Below are 20,401 nucleotides of genomic sequence, written 5' to 3' on the forward strand. Positions count from 1 at the left end.
GCGCTTCACACCGCGCCCACGCCGCCACGGGAAGCTGGGCACCACACTTTCAGCCAAACTCGAATCCGGCTATCCTGCGGTCCCCCAACCCTTCTGCGATCGATGAACGACAACGATCCCCAATCCGGGTTCACGCCCGGCCAGTTCCGCGAGCGGTTCCGCATACCCGGCGGCATGCGCGGCGCGCCCGGCGTCTATTTGTGCGGCAACTCCCTGGGTGCACAGCCCAGGGCTGCCGTGGACGCCGTCGACAGCGAGCTCGAACGCTGGGCCACGCTGGGAGTGGCCGGCCACTTCGACGGCCCTACCGCCTGGACCGAGTATCACGAGCTGTTGTCCACCCCGCTCGCCCGTCTGTGCGGGGCGCGCGACATCGAGGTCGTCGCCACCGGCACCCTGACAGCCAACCTGCATCAGATGCTGATCAGCTTTTACCGCCCCAAGGGAACGCGCCGGCGCATCCTGGTCGAGAAAGGCAGCTTTCCGTCCGACCGCTACGCCGTGGCCTCCCAGGTCCATCTCCACGGCCTGGATCCGGAGCACGATGTGGTCGAACTGGCGCCGCGTCGCGACGGCCTGCTGCACGAAGAAGACATCGAGGACTATCTCGAGCATTACGGGGACCAGGTCGCGCTCGTCCTCTGGCCGGGCGTTCAGTACGCCACCGGCCAGGTCTTCGACACCGCCCGTATCTGCCGTGCCGCCCGCAAGGCCGGCGCGGCCGTCGGACTCGACCTGGCGCATGCCGTGGGCAACGTGCCGCTCAACCTGCACGAGGAAGGCCCGGACTTCGCCGTGTGGTGCAGCTACAAATACCTCAATGCGGGGCCCGGCGCCATCGCCGGCCTGTTCGTGCACGAGCGCCACGCGCGCTTCGACGGCCCACGGCTGGCCGGCTGGTGGGGACAGGATGTGCACACCCGCTTCCAGATGCGTCCCCGCTTCCGTCCGGAGGCCGGAGCGGCGGGCTGGCAGCTTTCCACTTTGCCGATCCTGGCCACGGCACCGCTGCTCGCCTCGTTGCAGATGTTCGAGGATGCTGGCGGCATGCCTGCACTCCGCCACGCGTCGCTCGCTCTGAGCGGCTACCTGGCCCACCTCGTTCACGAAGAGCTCGGTGAGGAAATCGAGATCATTACCCCGCTCGAACCCCACCGCCGCGGCTGCCAACTGTCGATGCGCCTGCATGCCGGTGAAGCGGCCGGGCGACGCCTGCTCGAACGTCTCCAGGCGCACGGTGTTACATGTGACTGGCGGGGCCCCGATATCATCCGGGCCGCACCGGCGCCGCTCTACAACACGCGGGAAGACGTGGAGCGCTTCATCGAACTGACCGGCCGTCTCCTGGCCGCCGATCGGGGCTGAACGACTTGCAGCACAAGCGCATTGCACTGGCCCTGGCGGCCCTCGTACTTTCGGTGATTCTCGCCTTCGCGGTGGCGCTGACCGACGTGGGGCAGGCCTCCGTGCTGCGCCTGATCGGCCAACTCGAGGGGCTGGTGGCAAATTACTACTGGCCGGGCGTTTTCGTCTACATCGTCGCCTTCGCCGTGCTCATCACCCTGACCCTGCCCGCCGCAACCGTGTTCACGATTGCCGGCGGCTTCCTGTTCGGGGCGAGCGTGGGCTCGGCCGCCGCGCTCGCAGGCATGACGCTCGGCGCGCTGCTCACCTTTGCCCTGATGCGCCTGCTCCGTGTGCGGGAAGACAGCGCCTTTCTGCGCAAGGGACGCGCGCAGGCCCTGTTCGAGCTGATGGATCGCAATGCGGTGTTCTACGTGACGCTGCTGCGCATCGTCCCCGTCGCCCCCTGCTTCGCCGTCAATGCCGGCGCCGCCATCACGCGGATCGACGTCACACGATTCATGGTCGCCTCGATTATCGGGCTGACTCCCTCGGCGATCGTCTATGGCGGCGTGGGTTCCGGGCTGGACACCCTGCTGGAGGCGCGAAGCGTCATGTCGCCGACCCTGCTGCTGGAGCCGGCCATCGGTCTGCCGATGCTGGGCGTGGTCCTGCTGATCTGCCTATCCTGGCTGCTCAGGCACCGTCTTCCGGGGCTGAACCCGGAATCCTGAAGACGACATAGTCTGCACCGCGGTGCCAGGGGGCCCCAAACCTCTCCTCGAAAGCCGCTATGCAGGGCTGAAGATCGGGCAGCTTGCGAGGCTCGTATTCGAACGGATAATCCAGCGGGAAAACCACAAAGCGGTTGACGTCGCCAGGATCGCTCAGGATCTCGCGCAGAAACACGAAGCGATCGAGATGAATCTCAAGATCGGAACCGGGCCGGAGTTCACCCCATGTCCAGTCCGTACACAGCCCGCTGATCATGCCGATACGGATCGGCAGCTGATGATCGCGCTGGAACTCGGTGATCGGCGTGAAATGGGTTTCGAAATGCCAGGCCGCCTCCACCAATCGCCAGCTCCCGGGTTCGGAAGCGATCTCCGCGTAGAAGGCAGGCGCCTCGACCGGCCCCATGATCGAAGAGAATATGCTCCGGTCGAAGTTGTAATCGATCTGGTAGCGCGCGGAATTCGTGAACTGGTTGATCCCTTTGTAGGTTGCCGGCAGGGGCCCCACCGAGTACAAGCCGGCAGCGGCCAACAGGACTCCGAGCAAGCCCCATGGCCGATTCGAACCCGGGCGACCGGCGGCCAGCGCGCCGATCCTGACGAGGCCGACGGCCAGCAGCGCGAGGACAATCGGCATCGACAGCACCGTGTATCGGACCAGTACCAGGGCGTTGCGGATCCACTCTGGCCCCAGAACCTGGATGATCAGCGTCGCCACGAGGGTCATCGATACCCAGAAAAGCACGAACATGCGATCGCGCTGCCATAGAACGAACCCACCGAGCAGGACAGGAAGGGCCAGTAACCCGGCCAGCCACAAGTGGCCTACGCCAAGCACCATCTCCCAGCCGCGCGCCAGGGTCTGCAGTTCGATCGAATGCTTGCCGGTCTTGACCGCAATGGAAGCCGTATCAGCCAGCAACGGCGGAAGGATCAGGGCGCTGCAAGCCGCCGTCGTCAGCAATCCCAGCGCGAGCACTCGCCACAGCGCCTGCGAGCCCTCGCCCCGGCGCCACTTGCCGATCCCCGCCAAAGTGAACCAGGTCAACGCGAATCCCGTATAGAGCGTCGTCAGGGGATGGAGCCAGGCTGCGGCAACGGCGCAGCAGAAGAATCCGACGGCCCGGGCGCGCCCACCGCATCGCCACCACTGCCATAACAGGATCATCGCCGCGAACCCGAGCAAGACGACCATCGCGTAGGGACGGACGTAGCGCGAGAAGTGGATCAGCAACGGCGAAATCGCCATCAGGGCGGTCAGGCCGAGTCTCTCGTCCGAACGCAACCAGGGGCGAAGGAGTGCCGGGACAACCAGCAGCGCTGCCAATCCGCTGATCATCGGCAGCAGGCGCATCTGCCACTCGTACAGACCCACGGTATCCGCCAGCGCCCTGAAGAGCAGCGTCAGAGGAATGCTGTAATCGGCATGCCCGAATGACAGGAATATCTGCGAGTAGTCGGCCTGCATCAGGCGATGCAGCGCATGCCACTCGTCGTCAAGCAGGATCTGGATATCGATCTGCCACAGACGCAGACCCGCTCCGACGACCAGGACCACAGCCCACGTCAGCAGCCAGAGCGGGCGGGCCGAACGGATCGAAGCGGGGTTCACGAAGCGAAGAAGCGGGAGCGGCGTATTCCTGTACGACCGAGCAGGTGCTGGATGGAAACGCCGATGACGCCCAGCCCGTAGGTAACCGACCGCCTGAAATTGATCGAGGACGCCTCACCGAAATAATGCGTGGGACAGGTCACCTCGCCGATCCGGAATCCCTTTCCAAGCACCTGGGCGAGCATCTGGTTATCGAAAATGAAGTCGTCCGAATTGGCGTCCAGATCGAGCTGCTCGATGATGCGTGCCGAGAACGCGCGATATCCGGTGTGGTATTCCGAAAGCTTGGCGCCCGTGCACAGGTTCTGGAAAGCGGTGAGCAGCCGGTTGGCCAAATACTTGTAGACAGGCATGCCGCCGCTGATGGCGCCGCCGCCCAGAATGCGGGAACCCAGCACGACCGGGAACAGCCCACTGGCAACCAGCTCGGCCATGGCCGGAATCAGACGCGGGCTGTACTGGTAGTCGGGGTGCAGCATGATGACGATGTCCGCACCCAGCTCCTGCGCCTTGCGATAGCAGGTCTTCTGGTTACCACCGTAGCCGCGGTTCTCGTCGTGCCGGATAACGTGCTCGATACCAAGAGAGCGAGCCAGGTCTGCCGTGTCGTCCTGGCTCGCATCGTCGACGAGCACGATCTCGTCGACGATGTCCCGCGGCACCTCCGCAAGCGTCTTCTCGAGCGTCCTGGCCGCGTTGTAGGCCGGCATGACGACCACGACCCTGTGATCCCTGATCATATTTCTGGCTTACCGCGAATGGGCTGACAAACGTCGACACCGGTGGCCGGCCACTGACCGGCCACCGGATCAACCGACCGAGATTACTGACACTCGCGCCGGGAAGTCAGCTTCTCGATCGACACTTCGGTGGAGTACGACTCGTTCAGCGGAGGCCGCGAATCGAATTCGACGTACTCGGTGGCACTGGTCTCACTGTCGAAAATCCGCGAGTAGGTCCCGACCGTCTCGATACTGACCTCCTCCTCGCTGCAGTTCGGGCAGAAGCCGCGCAGTTCGAGAAGATCGAGATCTTCCGCCAGCGGTCCGTTACCGGAACGATTGGCGCTGATCACCCAGCGACCCACACCCAATTCGTCGAAGTAGTATCGAACCTGCGCCTGGGTCGAGTCGGTGATCACGACGGTCGTGCCGCCCTGTGCCGATCCGGGCTCGTTCCAGTGGCCCGTGTAGCTGACCGGTTCGCCCCCAATCGAGGGACATGTGGGCGGGCTGTCCGGCTTGAGCCGTTCCGAGCCATGGGCCCCGTTGAGGCGCCAGGAGACGATCATGTCGTCTTCCCCCAGCGCGGTGATGCCAAGATGACCGACGGTCGAGATGTTGTTGCGAACCCCGATGCTTGTCGTGCGCAGCAGGTCCGCCGACCAGGTGGAACGGTCCGGGTCGATGGGATTGGCCGCGTTGTAGAACACGGGCACGCCCTCTTCGTCGTAGCTGTACCAGACCACGAAGCCGACGGCGCCGGCCGCCCACTCGAAGCCCTGGTAGATGCTGCGACCCAGCGGACTATAGAGGCCGAAACGAGGCAACTGAGCCGAAGCCGACTCCTCGATGGAAACCGAAACGTTGACCCGTCGTTCCTGCGCACTGGTGTTCTCCAGGACGACGTAGTAACGCCCGGCATCAAGCGTTTCGGCCGTGCCGACGCTCGCCGGTGACAGCACGAAGCCGGAGTCCGAGCCACTGCCCGAATCCAGCTCGTTGGTCTCGGGCGCCGGCGGCGTTCCCGGGGCGAAGCCGGCAATTTCGTCATGATCCAGTCGGTTGAGCGTTCCGTTGACCCCGCTTTGTCCGGAGACCTCGATCTCCAGGTTGCGCGCCGAAGGCGGCACGTCGACGAACAAGAGATCATGAACCGTGTTTCCGGGAATGACCACCGACCGCGTCTCGCCCTCGAAAAGGGCAGTCGGCTGCGGACTGTTCTGCCCGGTTCGGGTGACGAACACCGGCAACACGCCGAGATCTTCGGGCGTATCGGGCGAGCTGCTCAGGCCGACGGCAGCCACATAGCGCACGTTGCGGCGCATGGCCGGCTCGTCCCAGTGGAGATCCAGCTCGAACTCGCCGCCCGGATGGAAGCCCGGGCCAGTGGCTGCAAAGCTGTAACCATCGCTCGCCTCGAGCACGGCGATGTCGAGTTCGACGTCGTCGTTGGCGCCGCTCGACGAAGCCTGCCAGTTCTGCACCAGCACCCACCAGCTGCCCGTCGAGGGCTTGGCGATGCGGCAAAGCTCCGTCTCGTCGGGGCTGCGCGAGCTGCACGCCAATTCGGACTCGTCGGCGCGGCCGTTACCGTTGCTGTCTCGACCAATGAAGAGGTCGATGTCGGTAGCCGAGGAGGAAATCGTCTCGGCAAGCAGCAGGAGCGTGTCGTCGGGCACGTCGACCAGGAAGGTCTCGCGCCCGAAGCTGCCGTTGAACGGGTCCGACGGCGTCGGATCCTGACGCAGCGTGAAGCTTTCGCGATCGGGCCTGACGAGTGCCGATGTCCTGAAAACCGGCTCCGGCAGCGGCCCCGAGTTGAGGCTCTCGGTGTGACTGCCGCGATTGCTGTCGACAGTCAGGTCGAGCGACTCCGGAAGCTCGATGGCCGCTACCTGCACGCCGACGTGCAGCCGCTGCGTCACGAAATCGCCCTGAGTCGGCGTCAGTTCGATGGCTCCTTCGCCCACGAAACCGGCGAACTGCGCGCCGGTATCGACTTCGATCTCCAGCGTCTGGGACTGCCCGGCAGAGAGGCTGAAACTCTGGGGCGATACCGAGATCCCGACATCACCGGAAGTCGATACCTCCCAGCTGCCATTGCCAATGGCCCGGACTCTGCGCGTGAAGCTGCACGTCGACGCGCAGGAGTGATCCCATATGCCCGCCAGGTTCAGCTGCCTCGGATCACCGCCGTTGGACGGGTTGGCATTGGAAAAATCGTTGCGCGAAACCGGCAGGTAGAGCCCCGCCTGCGCCGCCAGATCGACCCGGACGCGACCGTTGCCGCGGTCGAAGACGCTGGCCGGCCCGTCATCCCAGCGCAAGGGCTCCGTCTCGGCGGTGGTTTCCAGGGAAGACTGGAGCATCGGCGGCGTCCAGTCGGGATGAATCGACTTCAACAGGGCCACCGCACCGGCGACATGCGGGCTGGCCATGGAGGTGCCGCCGAGCATGGCGAAGGAGTTGGCACCGTCGTACCAGCCTGCCACGATGTTCGAGCCGGGCGCGACCACATTGGGCTTCATCAGGCCCTGCGGATAGACGAGCGGGCCGCGCGAACTGAAATCGGAAATGTAGTCCTGCCAGCTTTCGTTGACCTTGGCAAAACCGCCGGTCAGCAACGTGGCCTCGGGGTCGACGGTCTGGGCCATCGCGTTGCGAACGGCCAGGCCGTCCTCCCGATCCATCATGGCCGCCGGGATGGTCGTGTCGTCGAGGCCGCCCATCACGATGGGAATGCCTTCGATGTTGTTGTAGACGAGCACGGCGACAGCGCCGGCATCCGCAGCATTGTTCACCTTGTCGGAAAACAGGCAGTTGCCCCGCTGCAGCAATACGATGTCACCCGACAGAGAGCCGGAGGGGAAAGCGCTGCATCCGAAGTCGTTGTCGACGATGTCGTCGGCAGCGACCAGCGGTGCGGTGATCGACGAGGACAGACCGGGGCCGCTGCCGTAGACCAGCAGGCGGTTGGCCAGACCGGCGATCGTGGCTCGCGAACCGATCAGGCGGCCGTGGGTTGAGCTGCCGACCGCAAAGGCCCAGGGCGCATTGGCCGGGGAACCCACGGTTCCGGCCGCGGGGCCGTCGTTGCCGGCCGAAGTGACAAAAGGAATACCCGCCGACCAGAGGTTGAGCAGGGGCGCCGCGTAGGTCCAGGGGTCGGCCACACCGGTTCCGATCGAGTAGTTGACGACATCCACCCCATCGACGACGACCTGCTCCCAGGCGTCGAGAATGGCGCTCCCCTCGCAGCTGTTGTCGAGCTCGTCGTTGTCCGGGTGATCGTTGTAACAGACCTTGTAGGAGATCACGTTGGCGTGAGGCGCGACGCCGGTGGAATTGTAGACATAGCTGCCCGAGAAACCGAGGCTGAAGCTCAGCGGTACGCCTGCGGCAATCGAGGCCACGTGCGTGCCGTGTCCTTCGGGATCCTTCCCGTCGGTCTCCTCGACGGTGAAATCATAAACGCCCACGAGCTTGTCGTTGCAGAGCACGTTGGCCTTGCTGCATTCACCGAGTTGCTCGCTGTATGGATTGGTGAAGCTGTGAACCGAAGCCAGGTCATCGTCGGAGAAATAGGCGTGGTCCCAGTTGATCCCGCTGTCGATGATACCGATGACCGTCCCCTCGCCGCCGTTGGCGGGGACGCCGCCGATACCGGCATGGACATTGGTGGCGCCGATCAGCTCCGGGCCGGCTTCCAATTCCATCCTGTGGGCGAGCACGGGGCGAACCGAGCGGACGCCGGGCAGCTCCGCGACGCGCTCGGCTTCGGCCTTGCTCATATGAGCCTCGAAGCCGTTGAACACGTGTTCGAACACGCGCTCGGCCGTGACGGGACGGCCCAGTTCGCGGCCAGCGATTTCGAGCACTTGCTCGCGCTCGCTTTCAAGATGCGCCGTGTAGGCGGCCACCGCCGGGGTGTGCGCATCGTAGCGGCTCTGCCCGGTGGCACTCGGCGCAGTGGCGGCCAGGCGCTTGGGCGCCAGCCGGCTGCCGTCGCCCATCAGGGTGGCGACCGGCTCGCCTTCGTAGGCCACCGCCGGCGGGGACTCGAGTTCGACGATCCACTTCCCAGGCACCACGAAGGTGGTCTTGGCCTGGACGGCAGTCGCGAACGCGAGGACGATGAGGCACGGCGTCAAAAGGAATCGGGTAGCTACTTTCATCGAGACTGTCTTTCCTTGCGTTGTTTGCGTCAGTCGCTGACCGGCTGCCTGAGCGTGACCATTTCTTCGGCGCTGGTCGGGTGGATCCCGACGGTGCGGTCGAAATCGGCCTTGCTCAGCCCTGCCCGGACCGCCACGGCGAAGCCCTGTACGATCTCGGGCGCGTCGGGCCCCACCATATGGCAGCCCAGCACCCGGTCGCCGGCGGCATCGACCACCAGCTTCATCACCCCCTTTTCCTGTCTTCCGCTCAGAGTATATTTCATCGGCGTAAAGGTCGACCGGAAAATGCGAATTTCATCGCATTTCTCCCTGGCCTCCGATTCGGTCAGGCCCACCGTGCCGACCGGCGGCTGGCTGAACACGGCGGCCGGCGTATCGGCATGTTCGACCGGCCGGTCCATGCCGCCGAACTGAGTATCGGCGAATGCATGACCCTCCATCAGCGCCACCGGCGTCAGGTTGATCCGGTCGGTGACATCGCCCACCGCGAAGATGCTGTCGACGTTGGTCCGGCTGTATTCATCCACTTCGATCCTGTTCTCCGCTCCGGTATGCACACCCGCCTCCTCGAGACCCAGGTCCCAGGTGTACGGAGAACGACCGGTGGCAAACATCACACAATCGAAGACCTGGCTGCGATCGTCCGAGAACGTCACTTCGATGCCGTCCCCGCCACGCTCGAGACGCGCCGGGGCAGTGTGATACTGGATGTCGATGCCACGCCCGCGCATGCCCGACTCGACGGCCTGGCGAACGTCGTCGTCGAAGCCGCGCAGGATCAGGTCCCGCCGGTAGGCCAGCGTGACTTCGCTGCCCAGGCCGTTGAAGATCCCGGCGAACTCCACGGCGATGTAGCCGGCGCCGGCAATCAGGACGCGTTTCGGCAGGGAATCGAGGTGGAAAGCCTCGTCGGAAGTGATACCCAGCTCGGCGCCGGGGATCTCCGGCACCCAGGGGCGCCCGCCTGTTGCGATGAGAATCTTCTCCGCACTCCAGCGACGGCCGTCCACTTCCACCGTATGGCGGTCGATCAGGCGCCCACGCCCCTCGTGGAGCGTGACACCGGCGTTGTCGAGGAGCTTGTGATAGATCCCGTTGAGCCGATCGATTTCGCGGTCCTTGGCAGTGATCAGGTCGGGCCAGGAAAACGAGGACTCACCCGGCTGCCAGCCATACCCGCGAGCGTCTTCGAACGCTTCGGAAAACTGCGAAGCGAACACCAGCAGTTTCTTGGGCACGCAGCCGCGAATCACGCAGGTGCCGCCCACGCGCGATTCCTCGCAGATGGCCACGCGCGCACCGTGACCGGCGGCGATGCGGGAAGCTCTCACGCCGCCTGAGCCGGCGCCGATCACGAACAGGTCATAGTCGAAGCGGGGCATTGTTCTCCAGTTTCCGTGTGCAAGTTCCTGGCGTGGTTTGATTCAGGTCATGTCACCGATCGACCACGCGGTAAAATGGTACCCCAGCAGCCTCGTTCACCGGTCACGATCCACGAGTTGATGAATATAGACGTCGCCAGCAATTCGCCGGAGAGCCTCCTGCAGGCTTTTGCGGCCACCGACTACCGGGTTCGGATTGCCGGACGCGAACTGATCGTGCGCCCCGGACTTCGGCAACCGGACCTGGACGAGGCCCTGCGCCATCGTTCCTGGGCCATCGTCACAGCCTTCAACCCCGGGGGCACGAGGATCAGCGCGGCCAGGAACCGGGCCCGCCACCGCCGGCTGCTCGATACGGTCGGCGAAGCGGGCATCGAGTTCCATCCCGCCGTCAACCGGGACCCCGGCGGCGACTGGCCCGACGAGGTGGCCCTTCTGCTCGTCGATATCACGAGATCCAGGCTGGATGCGCTTGCCGACACCTTCGACCAGGCCGCCGTCGTCACCGGTCGACCGGGCCGGGCCGCGATCCTGAGGCTCTACGGCGAAGGCTGGCCCTCCCCGTTGCCGGACTGGGCGGGACACTGCAGCTGATGCGTGTTCTGATCGAAACAGGACAGGCAACGTTTTCGCGCGCCGGCGAGCCGGTCTTCGAGCCCGTTGACCTCTCCGTCAGCGGCGGTCAGGCCCTGGTCGTACGCGGCGCCAACGGCGCCGGCAAGACCACCCTTCTGCGCCTGCTGGCCGGCATTCTCCGCCCCTCCTCCGGCCGCGTCAGCCGACACGCCCCGGTCGCCTTTCTCGGTCACCTCGCCGCTTTCAAGGGCGAACTCAATTGCCGCGAGAATCTGGACTTCCGGCGCCGCTTCTCGGGCACCGGCAGCGGCATGAGCAACAGCCGAGCACTGGCCCGGGTGGGTCTCGCAGGGCTGGGCCTGCGCCCGGCCCGAGCCCTATCGGCCGGCCAGAAGCGGCGGCTGGGCCTGGCCGGACTGCTGGTCGCGCCGACCGCGGTGTGGCTTCTCGACGAACCCTACGCCAGTCTCGACGACGATGGCTGCACCCTCGTCGATACCCTGCTCAATGACCAGCTCGGGCGCGACGGTTCGGTTATCCTCTCCACCCACCAGCGGCAGCCCGAACTCCAGACCCCGCCGGAAGTGCTTGTCGTACAACGCTTCGCGGGGGAGACCTGATGCTGTCGCCGATGAAAGCACTGCTCCGCCGCGACCTGCGGCTGGCCGTCCGCCACGGCGGCGAATCGCTGATGCCGTTGATCTTCCTTTTCGCGGTCATCATCCTCGTACCGCTTGGCGTCGGTCCCGGCCCCAACCTGCTGGCGAGCATCGCGCCGGGCATGATCTGGGTCGCGGCGCTGCTGGCCAGCCTGCTCGCCCTCGAGCAGCTCTTCCGTCCCGACCTGGAGGACGGCACGCTGGAACAATGGTGGGTCGGGGCCGGGTCGCCGGCCGCGCTGGTCGTCACGCGCCTGTTCAGTCACTGGCTGATCACGGGTGTACCGGTGATCGTCTTCGCACCGCTGGCTGCCGAAATGCTGTACCTGCCGGACAGCGCCCTGCCCACGCTGATGCTGAGCCTGCTGATCGGCACGCCCGTTCTCAGCCTGGTCGGCGGTCTGGCCAGCGCATTGACCCTGGGAACGAACCGCGGCAGCGTGCTGTTGTCCATTCTGGTGTTCCCGATGGTGGTCCCGGTCCTGATCTTCGCGACGGGCGGTGTGGCCGCGGCTGCGGAAGGTCTTTCGGCGAGCGCGCACATGGGCCTGCTCACCGCGCTGCTGATCCTTGCCGTGACGCTGGTCCCGCTGGCCACCACCGCTGCATTGAGGTTGAATATCGAATGATCTTTCATCGCCTGAAAGTCGGCTTCCACCGGCTCGGCTCGCCGCCGACCTTTCACAAGCTCTGCCGGGTCCTGTCACCCTGGCTGTGGGCCGGCTTCCTGGTCTGCGCCGCAATCGGGCTCTACCAGGCGCTCTACGTCGTCCCGCCCGACTACCAGCAGGGCGACAGCTACCGGATCCTGTTCATCCACGTGCCGGCCGCCTGGCAGGCCATGGCCGGCTACGTGATCATGTCGATCCTGGCGGTCATCGCACTGGTCTGGCGCATCCGGACCGTGGAGATCATGACGATGGCCGCCGCACCGGTCGGCGCCGCTTTCACGGCACTGTGCCTGGCCACCGGCTCGCTGTGGGGCAAGCCGATGTGGGGCACCTGGTGGGCCTGGGACGCGCGCCTGACCTCGATGCTCGTCCTGCTGTTCATCTATCTCGGCATCATGGGCCTCTACGCTGCCTTCGAGGATCGACGAAAAGGTGCACGCGTGGCCTGTATCCTCGTGCTCGTGGGCCTGGTCAACATTCCGCTCATCCACTTCTCGGTGGAGTGGTGGACGACCCTGCACCAGGGCGCGACGATTCGACTGCTCGGGGAATCCCGCATGCACCCGAGCATGATGTCGCCGCTGATCTGGATGACCGTCGGCGTAAAACTGATGTTCGGCGCCGCGCTGCTCGACCGCGCCCGCAACGACCTGATCGACCAGGACAGGCGCAAGAACTGGATCCGACAACTCATCGGTGAAGGAGCAACCGGAGACAACGCATGATTCCGCAACTCGATTACGCCTTCTACGTCTGGAGCAGCTACGGGCTGTTCGCCGCGATCATGGCCTGGCAATTCATCCAGCCCAGGGTTCGCAGACGGCGAATCATCGCCGAACTGCGAGAGGAACTGGCAATGCAAACCGGAAACTACGATGACCCCGACGCGTAAGAAAAGACTGGCCGTCGTCGCGCTGATCGTGCTCGGCGTGGGCGCCGCCACCGCCGTGGCGATCACCGCGCTCAACGACAACATGCTCTACTTCGTGAGCCCGACCGACGTTCACGCCGCCACGGCACCGCAGGACAAGCAGATTCGCCTCGGCGGCCTGGTCGCAGCGGGCTCGGTCCAGCGCGACCCCGACAGCCTGGAGGTGCGGTTCACCGTGACCGACGGACGGCACGATGTGCCGGTCAGCTTCGAAGGGATCCTGCCCGACCTGTTTCGCGAAGGCCAGGGCGTGATCGCGCACGGCTACCTCGATGAAGGCGGTCATTTTCACGCTCACGAGGTCCTGGCCCGACACGACGAAACCTACATGCCGCCGGAAGTGATGAAGTCGCTCGAGGCGGCCGGCCATCCCCCGGAGGCTTCGAAGCAATGAGTGCCGAACTCGGACAGATCTCGCTAATCCTGGCGCTGGTGCTGGCCGCCCTGTTGTCGGTACTGCCGATGATCGGCGCCCAGCGCAACAACGAGGCGCTGATGAAGCTTGCGCCGTCCCTGGCGATCGGCCAGTTCGTGTTCCTCGCCGGCGCTTTCGCCGCCCTCGCCTGGGCCTTCCTCCAGCATGATTTCACGGTCACCTACGTGGCCATGCATTCCAACCTGCTGTTGCCCTGGTACTACCGCCTGACTGCCGTGTGGGGCAGCCACGAGGGCTCGCTGCTGCTGTGGATGCTGCTGCTCGGGGGCTGGATGCTGGCCGTGGCCGCCTTTTCCCGCTCGGTGCCGCGCATCTTCACCGCGCGCGTCCTGTCGGTGATGGGCATGGTCTCCGTCGGCTTCCTGCTGTTCATCCTGTTCACGTCCAACCCATTCGAACGCATCCTGCCCGGCCCCATCGACGGCCGCGACCTCAACCCCCTCCTCCAGGACGTGGGCATGATCTTCCACCCGCCGCTGCTCTACATGGGCTATGTCGGCTTCGCGGTGGCCTTCGCCTTCGCCATTGCCGGGCTGATCGGCGGCCGGGTCGAGCGCGACTGGGTACGCTGGTCGCGGCCCTGGACCCTGGCGGCCTGGGCCTTCCTGACCTTCGGCATCGCGCTGGGTTCGTGGTGGGCCTACTACGAACTCGGCTGGGGCGGCTGGTGGTTCTGGGATCCGGTCGAGAACGCCTCCTTCATTCCCTGGCTGATCGGCACCGCGCTGATCCATTCCCAGGCCGTCACCGAGAAACGCGGGGCTTTCCCGGCCTGGACTGTGCTGCTGTCGATCGCCGCGTTCTCGATGTCGCTGCTCGGTACCTTCCTGGTGCGCTCCGGCGTGTTGACCTCGGTGCACGCCTTTGCCAACGACCCCGAGCGCGGCCTGTTCATCCTAGCCTTCATGGCGGTGGTCACCGGCGGGGCGCTGACGCTCTATGCCCTGCGCGCACCGCGCATCATGACCGGCGAGGGCTTCGACTGGATCAGTCGTGAGTCGGCCTTGCTGCTCAACAACGTGTTCTTCACCGTTTCGGCCGCCATGGTCCTGCTCGGCACCCTCTATCCGCTGATCATCGATTTCATGGGCTGGGGCCAGATCTCCGTCGGCCCGCCGTATTTCGGGGCCATGTTCATCCTGCTGATGACACCGGTCGTCCTGCTGCTTCCGCTCGGCCCGTTCACGCGCTGGAAGCGCGACGGTTTCATGCGCATCCTGCAGCCCCTGGCGGTCACGGCGGCGATCTCCATCGTGGCCGCACTGCTCGTTTGCGCCTGGCTGGGCACCTGGAGCCTGCGCGCGGTCAGCGGCTGGATCGGCGGTTTCTGGCTGATCGGCGGCGCGCTTGCCTACGCCGTTCGCACGGCTCGCGCGAGCCGATCCGGACTGGCTCGTCACCAGTGGGGCATGACCCTGGCCCATGCCGGCGTCGGCGTCTTTCTGATCGGCGCGGCCATGGTGGAAGCCCACACTTTCGAGCGCGATATCCGCATCGCACCGGGCGAAACCGTCGAGGCGGCGGGCTACCGCTTCACGCTGCACGAAGTGGCCCAGGTGAAGGGCCCCAACTGGCGCGCCGACGAGGCCCGTTTCAGCATCCACAAGGGCGAGCGCGAAATCGCCCGGATGAATCCGCAAAAGCGGCTCTATCACCGGGGTGGTCAGACCATGACGCAGGTCGCGCTCAAGCCCGGCGTGTTCCGGGATCTCTACATCGCGATGGGCGAAGAACTCGGCGCCAGCGGCGCCTGGAGCGTGCGGTTGCACATCAAACCCTTCGTGCGCTGGATCTGGGGCGGCGCCGTGCTGATCGGTCTCGGCGGCCTGATCGCCGCGTCCGACCGGCGCTATCGCCAGCAGCGCAGGCAGCGAGCCGATGCGAGCTTGGCTTCAGGTGCGGAGGCCCCGGCATGATCCGCATGCTGATTCCACTCGGCGTCTTCCTGGCCCTGCTTGCCTTGCTGATCGCCGGCCTGCAGACCAGCGAGAACCGCAAGCTCGTGCAGTCGCCGCTGATCGGCAAACCGATGCCCGACTTCAGCCTGCCCGGCCTTTATGATCCTGAAAGCACCACCAGCCGGGCCGACCTGCTGGGCGAACCGTTCATCCTCAATGTCTGGGGCAGCTGGTGCTGGGCCTGCCGCGTCGAGCATCCCTTCGTCGAGCGTCTCGGCAACGAGGCGCCGATCGCCCTGGTCGGCTTCAACTGGAAGGACGAGCGCGAGGACGCGCTGGCCTGGATTGACCAGTTCGGTGACGCCTGGGACCGCCACCTGGTCGACTTCGAGGGCAAGGTTGCCATCGACCTGGGGGTCTACGGGGCTCCGGAAACCTTCCTGGTCGACCACGAGGGCGTGATCCGCCACAAGCACATCGGTCCGATCGATGCCAACGTGTTCCAGGACCTGATGCGGCGCGCCATGGAATTGAAGGCGGAGGCGGAATCATGAAAACAAGGGTTCAGGGTTCAGGGTTCAGGTTTCAGGGTTGGCTGCGGGTTGCGCTGGCGCCACTGCTGGCTTTGTGGCTTGCGGCCGGGGCCGTTGCCTCGGCGATCGAACCTTACGAGTTCGAGAGCGAGTTGCAGCGGCAGCGCTTCAAGGCCCTGGCCGAGGAGCTGCGCTGCACGGTCTGCCAGAACCAGTCGCTGGCCGATTCCGATGCGCCGCTGGCGCAGGACCTGCGCGACGAAGTCTTTCGCATGCTGCAGGGCAACCGCAGCGACCAGGAAATCCGCAACTTCATGGTCGAGCGCTACGGTAACTACGTGCTTTACCGCCCGCCCGTCGCCGCCCACACGCTGCTGCTATGGGGCGGGCCGATCGTCCTGCTGATCATCGGCCTGGTCGCGGCAGTCATCGTCATCCGAAAACGGAGAAGCGCACTTTGAGCAATCCCGTCTTTCTTCTCAGCGCCGCCGGCGCGGTGCTGCTCGCACTCGCCTTCGTCGTCGTCCCGCTGCTCCGAGGCCGGAACCAGGCGGTTCTGCTGGCCACCATCCTGTTCGTGCCGGCGGCGACGCTCGCAATCTACTTTTTCGTGGGCACTCCGAACGGTATCGACCCGGACACGGGTGAAACCGGCCAGATCCGCTCGGCGGTGACCGACCTGGCCGAGCGGGCGATGCGCGAGCCGGACAACGCCGAACACTGGGCACGCCTCGGCCTGGCCTACAAGAGCCTGGAGGAATTCGGATCGGCCGAACATGCCTTCCGTCGTGCGCTCTACATCGATCCCGAAGCAGGGTTCCTGAAGGCGGAACTCGGGGAGACCCTGCTATACGCATCGGGTGAGCGGCAGTTGCCCGACGAGGCACGTCGCTTGCTGTCGGAGGCGGCCGACGGGGGAAACCAGAAGGCTCTGTGGCTACTGGGTCTGGACGCCTTCCAGCGCGACGCTTTCCCGACCGCCGTCGAGCGATTCGAGCGCCTGCTGGCCGTGCTGCCACCGGACAGCAACGTCCGCGACACCGTCGAGCAATATCTGGCCACGGCGCGCGCCGGCGGATCCCGACAGACCACGAACAGCGGCCCGCAGGAGACCAGCGGCCCCACCCTGTCGCTTTCGGTTGGCATTGCGGAGAGCCTTGCTACCCGCCTCGAAGGTGGCGAAACCGTGTTCGTCGCCGTCCGCCGAGCGGCGGGCGGCCCCCCGCTGGCCGTGCGAAGGCTGCGGGCGAATCAACTGCCGGTGGAACTGACCATCGACGACGGCGACGCGATGATGGCGGGCAGCGGCCTGTCTTCGGCGGACTCGATCGTGGTCGTGGCCCGTGTTTCCTTCAGCGGCGATGCCACACCACAAAGCGGCGACTTCGAGGGTCGGACCGACATACTGCCCGTCAATGCCACGAACATGAATGCGGAGGTGACCATTGACCAGGTCCTCTAACCGGTTGGCGGCCCTGCTTGCGCTGGGAATTTCGATCGCTGCCGGGGCGCAGGATGATGCCGTAGACGGCGAGAACGACAACCTCGACCAGCATGCGATCTGGATTGTCGAATACGAAAACGACATCTTCGCCAACGAGGATCGCTACTACACCAACGGCATCCGGCTCTCGCGTGTGGGACAGGTACGCACACCGCCTTCCTGGCTGGCTGATGTCGCTCGTCGCTTCCCGGGAGTCGACGACGCCGACGTACTGCCTTACCGGCTTTCGATCAGCCACAATCTCTATACCCCCCGAAGCATCGAGCAACCGCAATATCCACCCGACGATCGGCCCTACGCGGCCTGGCTGAATGTCCAGTTCGCCACGGGCACCGCAAGCGAACGCGGCGCCGATCGCGTCCATGTCGGTCTGGGCATCGTGGGCCCGCTGGCCTTCGGCGAAGAGATCCAGAAAGCCGTGCACTCGGCCATGGGTTCACCCGAACCGGTCGGATGGGACAGTCAGATTCGCAACGAACCGACCCTGCAGCTGGGCTATGACCGGTTTCGGCGATTCATCGAGCTGGGTGAAGACGACGCCCCGGGCTTCGACGCGACCTGGACGGCCGGGTCGATGATCGGAAACGCGCATACGCATTTGTCGGCCGGCGGTTTCTTCCGCATCGGACACAACCTGCCACGCGGCTACGGCCCGCCGCGAATCACTCCGGCCATTTCCGGAGCGGGGTACTTCATGCCAACCCGGGGTCCGGCCTGGTACCTCTACGGCGGCGTGGAGGGTCGTCGTGTGTTCAGGGACATGTTCATCGAGGGGAACACCTTCGGGGGCGTGGAAGGCGTCAGCCGCAAGCGACACGTCGGCGAGGTCTTCGGCGGATTCGTCTATACGCGAGGCCCCTTCCGGTTCGCCTACACCCACGTGTGGCGCACGCGCGAGTTCGTCGGGCAAAACGAAGGCCAGACCTACGGCGCGCTTTCGTTCTCGCTTTGGTGGTAGTCCGCCAGGGGACGCGGCCGGCCGAACAGGAATCCCTGCATGTAATCGATGCCGATCTCTCGACACAGGTCGGCGGTCACGGGGTCCTCGACGCCCTCGATCAGGGTCTTGATGCCCATGCCTGCGATCATGCGGTTGAGCTCCGCCAGCAATCGATACCGGGGTGAGTCGCTCGTGCTCATGTCGCGGATCAGGCCCATGTCGAACTTGAGGTAGTCGGGCGGCACTTCCGCCAGTTCCAGCAACCGGGCCTGTCCGGCCCCGAAGTCATCGTAGGCCAGCGCGATGCCCATCCTGGCCAGTTCTTCCTTGACCTCCGCCATGGCCCCCAGGTCGGTCACGGCCGTTTCGTGCACTTCGAAGACGAGATTGAGGTCCGGGTGGTGCGATCTCAGTTCATGCAGCTCGTCGAGCAGCGCAACCATGTCCTCGCACTCCGTCGGATGATTGTTGAAGAACAACGGCAGGGTCAGTCCCGCCTCGCTGGCCTGCGCGAAAGCTCGCCGGCGCAACATCCGGCTGAGCCGCACTTCGGTATCGAGGGCGGCCGCCAGGGCGAACAGCTGGCCGGGGCCCTCGTCAAGGTCGGGATTCTCGCTTCGCCCCAGTAGTTCCAGGGCGTGCAGTTCCCCGCCAGCGGTGACGATGGGCTGGCCGTAGCCGGTGACTTGCCGATTCTCCAGCAACTCGAAGAACGCCGGCATGTGCAGGGGGAAATCACGAGGCAGTGCGGCCATCCCGACCACCGTTTCCTCTCCCGTCCCGGAGCCTCCCGACTCCCCGGCACCGGCATCGGCCATCAGGCGGAACTCGTGATCGGCCAGGTGGAGCACGTCGCCAACCTGCAGTCGCGTCGGCGCGCTTACTCGCGCATGGTTCACGAAGGTGCCGTTGGTCGACCCCAGGTCACGAATCAGGAGCACGTCGCCGTCGAGCTCGAAACGAGCGTGCATGCGCGACAGCCGCTCGACCGAGAGCTGGATGACGCATTCGGGATGGCGACCGACGGTCGCGGGAAATTCATCCAGGTGAACGTGCCGCGGCAGGTTCGAATCCTTGCCGGAACTTTCGAGATAGAAGCGCTGAGTCATTCAACCCCCCGCGCGGTTTCTGCCATGCAGTATCGGCGCATTGCCCGGTCAGCGCAACCATGGCCGATCGAGGGGCCTCGAGCACTTTGCTATTGACAATGATTCGCATTCATGAAATCATCAAGCCATGTACGTTTGCGTCTGCAATGCGGTCACCGAGCGCACCATCCGGAACCTGGTGGCGGAGGGCTATCACACCCTCGACGAGATCCAGGCCCTGACCGGCTGCTCGGGCAGCTGCGGACGCTGCCGCGACCATGCCGAGGCCGTCATCGAGGCTTCGCTCGCGAGGCCCGTGAGACCGAGCCTTCCCGTAGTCGACCCCTCCAACGATTTCCCCCTGCTCAACACCGCCTGATCTGGCCAGCACCGGCCCGGGACGTTATCCTATGGGGAGTCCAACCGGTGAGGCAGAAAATGAAAGGCGACAAGAAGATCATCGAGATTCTCAACCAGGCGCTGAAGGCGGAATTGACCGCCATCAACCAGTATTTCCTGCACTCCCGAATGTACGAGGACTGGGGGCTCAACAAGCTGGCCGAGATGGAATACGAAGAGTCGATCGACGAGATGAAGCACGCCGATCGAATCATCAAGCGAATCCTCTTTCTGAGCGGCCTGCCCAACCTCCAGGATCTCGACCACCTCCTGATCGGCGAGAACCCGGTCGAGTGCCTCCAGAACGACCTCAAGCTCGAGTACGAAGCGCTCGAGATGTACAAGGCCGCCGTCAAGGAATGCGAAACCGCCGGCGACTACGCCACGCGCGACCTGTTCGAGGATCTGATCCGCGACGAGGAAGGTCATGCCGACTTCCTCGAGACCCAGCTCGAACTGATCGACCGCATCGGCGAGAAGAACTACCTCCAGACCCAGATGGGCGAGGCGGAAGCCGGCGACTGATCCGTTGCGGGCGTCAACCGGACGAGCCAACCCTGCTATGGGAGTGGCTCGACGGTTGCGTCGGCTGGTTAGCTGGTTAGCTGGTTGGCTAGTTCGACTTCTCTTGGATTTGCGGGACGGCTACGTCACGAAGGAACCGTAAGAGGCTGGGCTCTGCGCAACTTTGCTTTCGCGGCGCAGTCGCCCACCAATCGCCCCAGATGCCGAACCAGCTAACCAGCTAACCAGCTAACCAGCTAACCAGCTAACCAGCTAACCAGCTAACCAGC

General features: G+C 65.0%; 20 protein-coding genes. 15 read left to right on the forward strand and 5 right to left on the reverse strand.

The genetic code is table 11. The annotated features are described in order from the left end of the window. The first annotated feature begins 102 nt into the window (after positions 1 to 102). Positions 103 to 1,365, forward strand: coding sequence for a kynureninase (gene kynU / locus DZC52_RS03295; protein WP_116649690.1), 1,263 nt, complete (start codon positions 103 to 105; stop codon positions 1,363 to 1,365). Positions 1,366 to 1,370: 5 nt separating this feature from the next. Further along, a complete protein-coding gene (locus DZC52_RS03300; RefSeq protein WP_181918746.1) occupies positions 1,371 to 2,078 on the forward strand; it encodes a TVP38/TMEM64 family protein in 708 nt (235 codons plus the stop codon). On the opposite strand, the gene DZC52_RS03305 is transcribed toward DZC52_RS03300, so the two are convergent. The 4 genes from DZC52_RS03305 to gor all read right to left on the reverse strand — a co-directional run bounded on the left by DZC52_RS03305 (position 2,041) and on the right by gor (position 9,972). Beyond that, complete coding sequence (locus DZC52_RS03305; RefSeq protein ID WP_116649692.1) at positions 2,041 to 3,690, reverse strand: hypothetical protein; 1,650 nt, start codon at positions 3,688 to 3,690, stop codon at positions 2,041 to 2,043. The genes DZC52_RS03300 and DZC52_RS03305 overlap by 38 nt on opposite strands. Further along, on the reverse strand, positions 3,687 to 4,430 hold the full coding sequence (locus DZC52_RS03310) for a glycosyltransferase family 2 protein (protein ID WP_116649693.1): 744 nt from the start codon (positions 4,428 to 4,430) through the stop codon (positions 3,687 to 3,689). The genes DZC52_RS03305 and DZC52_RS03310 overlap by 4 nt, the downstream gene beginning before the upstream one ends. Before the next feature lie 83 nt (positions 4,431 to 4,513). Beyond that, on the reverse strand, positions 4,514 to 8,587 hold the full coding sequence (locus DZC52_RS15830; RefSeq protein WP_116649694.1) for a S8 family serine peptidase: 4,074 nt from the start codon (positions 8,585 to 8,587) through the stop codon (positions 4,514 to 4,516). Positions 8,588 to 8,616: 29 nt separating this feature from the next. Continuing rightward, complete coding sequence (gor, locus tag DZC52_RS03320) at positions 8,617 to 9,972, reverse strand: glutathione-disulfide reductase (protein ID WP_116649695.1); 1,356 nt, start codon at positions 9,970 to 9,972, stop codon at positions 8,617 to 8,619. A 120-nt stretch (positions 9,973 to 10,092) separates the two neighbouring features. On the opposite strand from gor, the gene DZC52_RS03325 reads away from it, so the two are divergent. Genes DZC52_RS03325 through DZC52_RS03375 form a run of 11 tightly spaced genes read left to right on the forward strand, consistent with a single transcriptional unit; the run spans position 10,093 to position 18,138 of the window. Further along, positions 10,093 to 10,566 carry a DUF3293 domain-containing protein gene (locus DZC52_RS03325; RefSeq protein WP_181918747.1) on the forward strand — a complete coding sequence of 158 codons (474 nt, stop codon included), beginning with the start codon at positions 10,093 to 10,095 and terminating at the stop codon, positions 10,564 to 10,566. Beyond that, a complete protein-coding gene (gene ccmA, locus DZC52_RS03330) occupies positions 10,566 to 11,168 on the forward strand; it encodes a heme ABC exporter ATP-binding protein CcmA (RefSeq protein ID WP_116649697.1) in 603 nt (200 codons plus the stop codon). Before DZC52_RS03325 ends, ccmA begins: the two co-directional genes overlap by 1 nt. An 11-nt stretch (positions 11,169 to 11,179) precedes the next feature. Then, positions 11,180 to 11,836 carry a heme exporter protein CcmB gene (ccmB, locus tag DZC52_RS03335; RefSeq protein ID WP_245960749.1) on the forward strand — a complete coding sequence of 219 codons (657 nt, stop codon included), beginning with the start codon at positions 11,180 to 11,182 and terminating at the stop codon, positions 11,834 to 11,836. After that, positions 11,833 to 12,603 carry a heme ABC transporter permease gene (locus DZC52_RS03340; protein ID WP_116649699.1) on the forward strand — a complete coding sequence of 257 codons (771 nt, stop codon included), beginning with the start codon at positions 11,833 to 11,835 and terminating at the stop codon, positions 12,601 to 12,603. The genes ccmB and DZC52_RS03340 overlap by 4 nt, the downstream gene beginning before the upstream one ends. Next, positions 12,600 to 12,770 (forward strand): heme exporter protein CcmD, encoded by a 171-nt coding sequence (ccmD, locus tag DZC52_RS03345; protein ID WP_116649700.1) that lies wholly within the window; start codon positions 12,600 to 12,602, stop codon positions 12,768 to 12,770. Before DZC52_RS03340 ends, ccmD begins: the two co-directional genes overlap by 4 nt. Then, positions 12,754 to 13,203, forward strand: a complete 450-nt coding sequence (ccmE, locus tag DZC52_RS03350) for a cytochrome c maturation protein CcmE (RefSeq protein WP_116649701.1) — start codon at positions 12,754 to 12,756, stop codon at positions 13,201 to 13,203. Before ccmD ends, ccmE begins: the two co-directional genes overlap by 17 nt. Then, positions 13,200 to 15,161 carry a heme lyase CcmF/NrfE family subunit gene (locus DZC52_RS03355; RefSeq protein WP_116649702.1) on the forward strand — a complete coding sequence of 654 codons (1,962 nt, stop codon included), beginning with the start codon at positions 13,200 to 13,202 and terminating at the stop codon, positions 15,159 to 15,161. The genes ccmE and DZC52_RS03355 overlap by 4 nt, the downstream gene beginning before the upstream one ends. Then, positions 15,158 to 15,697, forward strand: coding sequence for a DsbE family thiol:disulfide interchange protein (locus DZC52_RS03360; protein WP_116649703.1), 540 nt, complete (start codon positions 15,158 to 15,160; stop codon positions 15,695 to 15,697). The genes DZC52_RS03355 and DZC52_RS03360 overlap by 4 nt, the downstream gene beginning before the upstream one ends. Then, positions 15,694 to 16,137 carry a cytochrome c-type biogenesis protein gene (locus DZC52_RS03365; protein WP_116649704.1) on the forward strand — a complete coding sequence of 148 codons (444 nt, stop codon included), beginning with the start codon at positions 15,694 to 15,696 and terminating at the stop codon, positions 16,135 to 16,137. The genes DZC52_RS03360 and DZC52_RS03365 overlap by 4 nt, the downstream gene beginning before the upstream one ends. Beyond that, positions 16,134 to 17,138 (forward strand): tetratricopeptide repeat protein, encoded by a 1,005-nt coding sequence (locus tag DZC52_RS03370; RefSeq protein WP_116649705.1) that lies wholly within the window; start codon positions 16,134 to 16,136, stop codon positions 17,136 to 17,138. Before DZC52_RS03365 ends, DZC52_RS03370 begins: the two co-directional genes overlap by 4 nt. After that, the gene (locus DZC52_RS03375; RefSeq protein ID WP_116649706.1) at positions 17,122 to 18,138 is read left to right on the forward strand and encodes a lipid A deacylase LpxR family protein; all 1,017 of its coding nucleotides are present in this window, start codon (positions 17,122 to 17,124) and stop codon (positions 18,136 to 18,138) included. The genes DZC52_RS03370 and DZC52_RS03375 overlap by 17 nt, the downstream gene beginning before the upstream one ends. On the opposite strand, the gene DZC52_RS03380 is transcribed toward DZC52_RS03375, so the two are convergent. Then, positions 18,105 to 19,229 (reverse strand): EAL domain-containing protein, encoded by a 1,125-nt coding sequence (locus DZC52_RS03380; protein WP_116649707.1) that lies wholly within the window; start codon positions 19,227 to 19,229, stop codon positions 18,105 to 18,107. The two genes, DZC52_RS03375 and DZC52_RS03380, sit on opposite strands and share 34 nt — an antisense overlap. Positions 19,230 to 19,356: 127 nt before the next feature. Between DZC52_RS03380 and DZC52_RS03385 the strand changes: the two genes are divergently transcribed. Then, positions 19,357 to 19,587 carry a (2Fe-2S)-binding protein gene (locus tag DZC52_RS03385; RefSeq protein ID WP_116649708.1) on the forward strand — a complete coding sequence of 77 codons (231 nt, stop codon included), beginning with the start codon at positions 19,357 to 19,359 and terminating at the stop codon, positions 19,585 to 19,587. A gap of 59 nt (positions 19,588 to 19,646) precedes the next feature. Then, positions 19,647 to 20,132, forward strand: a complete 486-nt coding sequence (bfr, locus tag DZC52_RS03390; RefSeq protein WP_116649709.1) for a bacterioferritin — start codon at positions 19,647 to 19,649, stop codon at positions 20,130 to 20,132. Positions 20,133 to 20,401 lie beyond the last annotated feature (269 nt).

It is taken from the genome of Wenzhouxiangella sediminis (assembly GCF_003410055.1).
Lineage (GTDB): Bacteria > Pseudomonadota > Gammaproteobacteria > Xanthomonadales > Wenzhouxiangellaceae > Wenzhouxiangella > Wenzhouxiangella sediminis.

Coding starts and splice junctions, on each gene's coding strand:
- kynU (WP_116649690.1), top strand. CDS start 103: ATGAACGACAACGATCCCCAATCCGGGTTCACGCCCGGCCAGTTCCGC.
- DZC52_RS03310 (WP_116649693.1), bottom strand. CDS start 4,430: ATGATCAGGGATCACAGGGTCGTGGTCGTCATGCCGGCCTACAACGCG.
- DZC52_RS15830 (WP_116649694.1), bottom strand. CDS start 8,587: ATGAAAGTAGCTACCCGATTCCTTTTGACGCCGTGCCTCATCGTCCTC.
- gor (WP_116649695.1), bottom strand. CDS start 9,972: ATGCCCCGCTTCGACTATGACCTGTTCGTGATCGGCGCCGGCTCAGGC.
- DZC52_RS03325 (WP_181918747.1), top strand. CDS start 10,093: ATGAATATAGACGTCGCCAGCAATTCGCCGGAGAGCCTCCTGCAGGCT.
- ccmA (WP_116649697.1), top strand. CDS start 10,566: ATGCGTGTTCTGATCGAAACAGGACAGGCAACGTTTTCGCGCGCCGGC.
- ccmB (WP_245960749.1), top strand. CDS start 11,180: ATGAAAGCACTGCTCCGCCGCGACCTGCGGCTGGCCGTCCGCCACGGC.
- DZC52_RS03340 (WP_116649699.1), top strand. CDS start 11,833: ATGATCTTTCATCGCCTGAAAGTCGGCTTCCACCGGCTCGGCTCGCCG.
- ccmD (WP_116649700.1), top strand. CDS start 12,600: ATGATTCCGCAACTCGATTACGCCTTCTACGTCTGGAGCAGCTACGGG.
- ccmE (WP_116649701.1), top strand. CDS start 12,754: ATGACCCCGACGCGTAAGAAAAGACTGGCCGTCGTCGCGCTGATCGTG.
- DZC52_RS03355 (WP_116649702.1), top strand. CDS start 13,200: ATGAGTGCCGAACTCGGACAGATCTCGCTAATCCTGGCGCTGGTGCTG.
- DZC52_RS03360 (WP_116649703.1), top strand. CDS start 15,158: ATGATCCGCATGCTGATTCCACTCGGCGTCTTCCTGGCCCTGCTTGCC.
- DZC52_RS03365 (WP_116649704.1), top strand. CDS start 15,694: ATGAAAACAAGGGTTCAGGGTTCAGGGTTCAGGTTTCAGGGTTGGCTG.
- DZC52_RS03380 (WP_116649707.1), bottom strand. CDS start 19,229: ATGACTCAGCGCTTCTATCTCGAAAGTTCCGGCAAGGATTCGAACCTG.
- DZC52_RS03385 (WP_116649708.1), top strand. CDS start 19,357: ATGTACGTTTGCGTCTGCAATGCGGTCACCGAGCGCACCATCCGGAAC.
- bfr (WP_116649709.1), top strand. CDS start 19,647: ATGAAAGGCGACAAGAAGATCATCGAGATTCTCAACCAGGCGCTGAAG.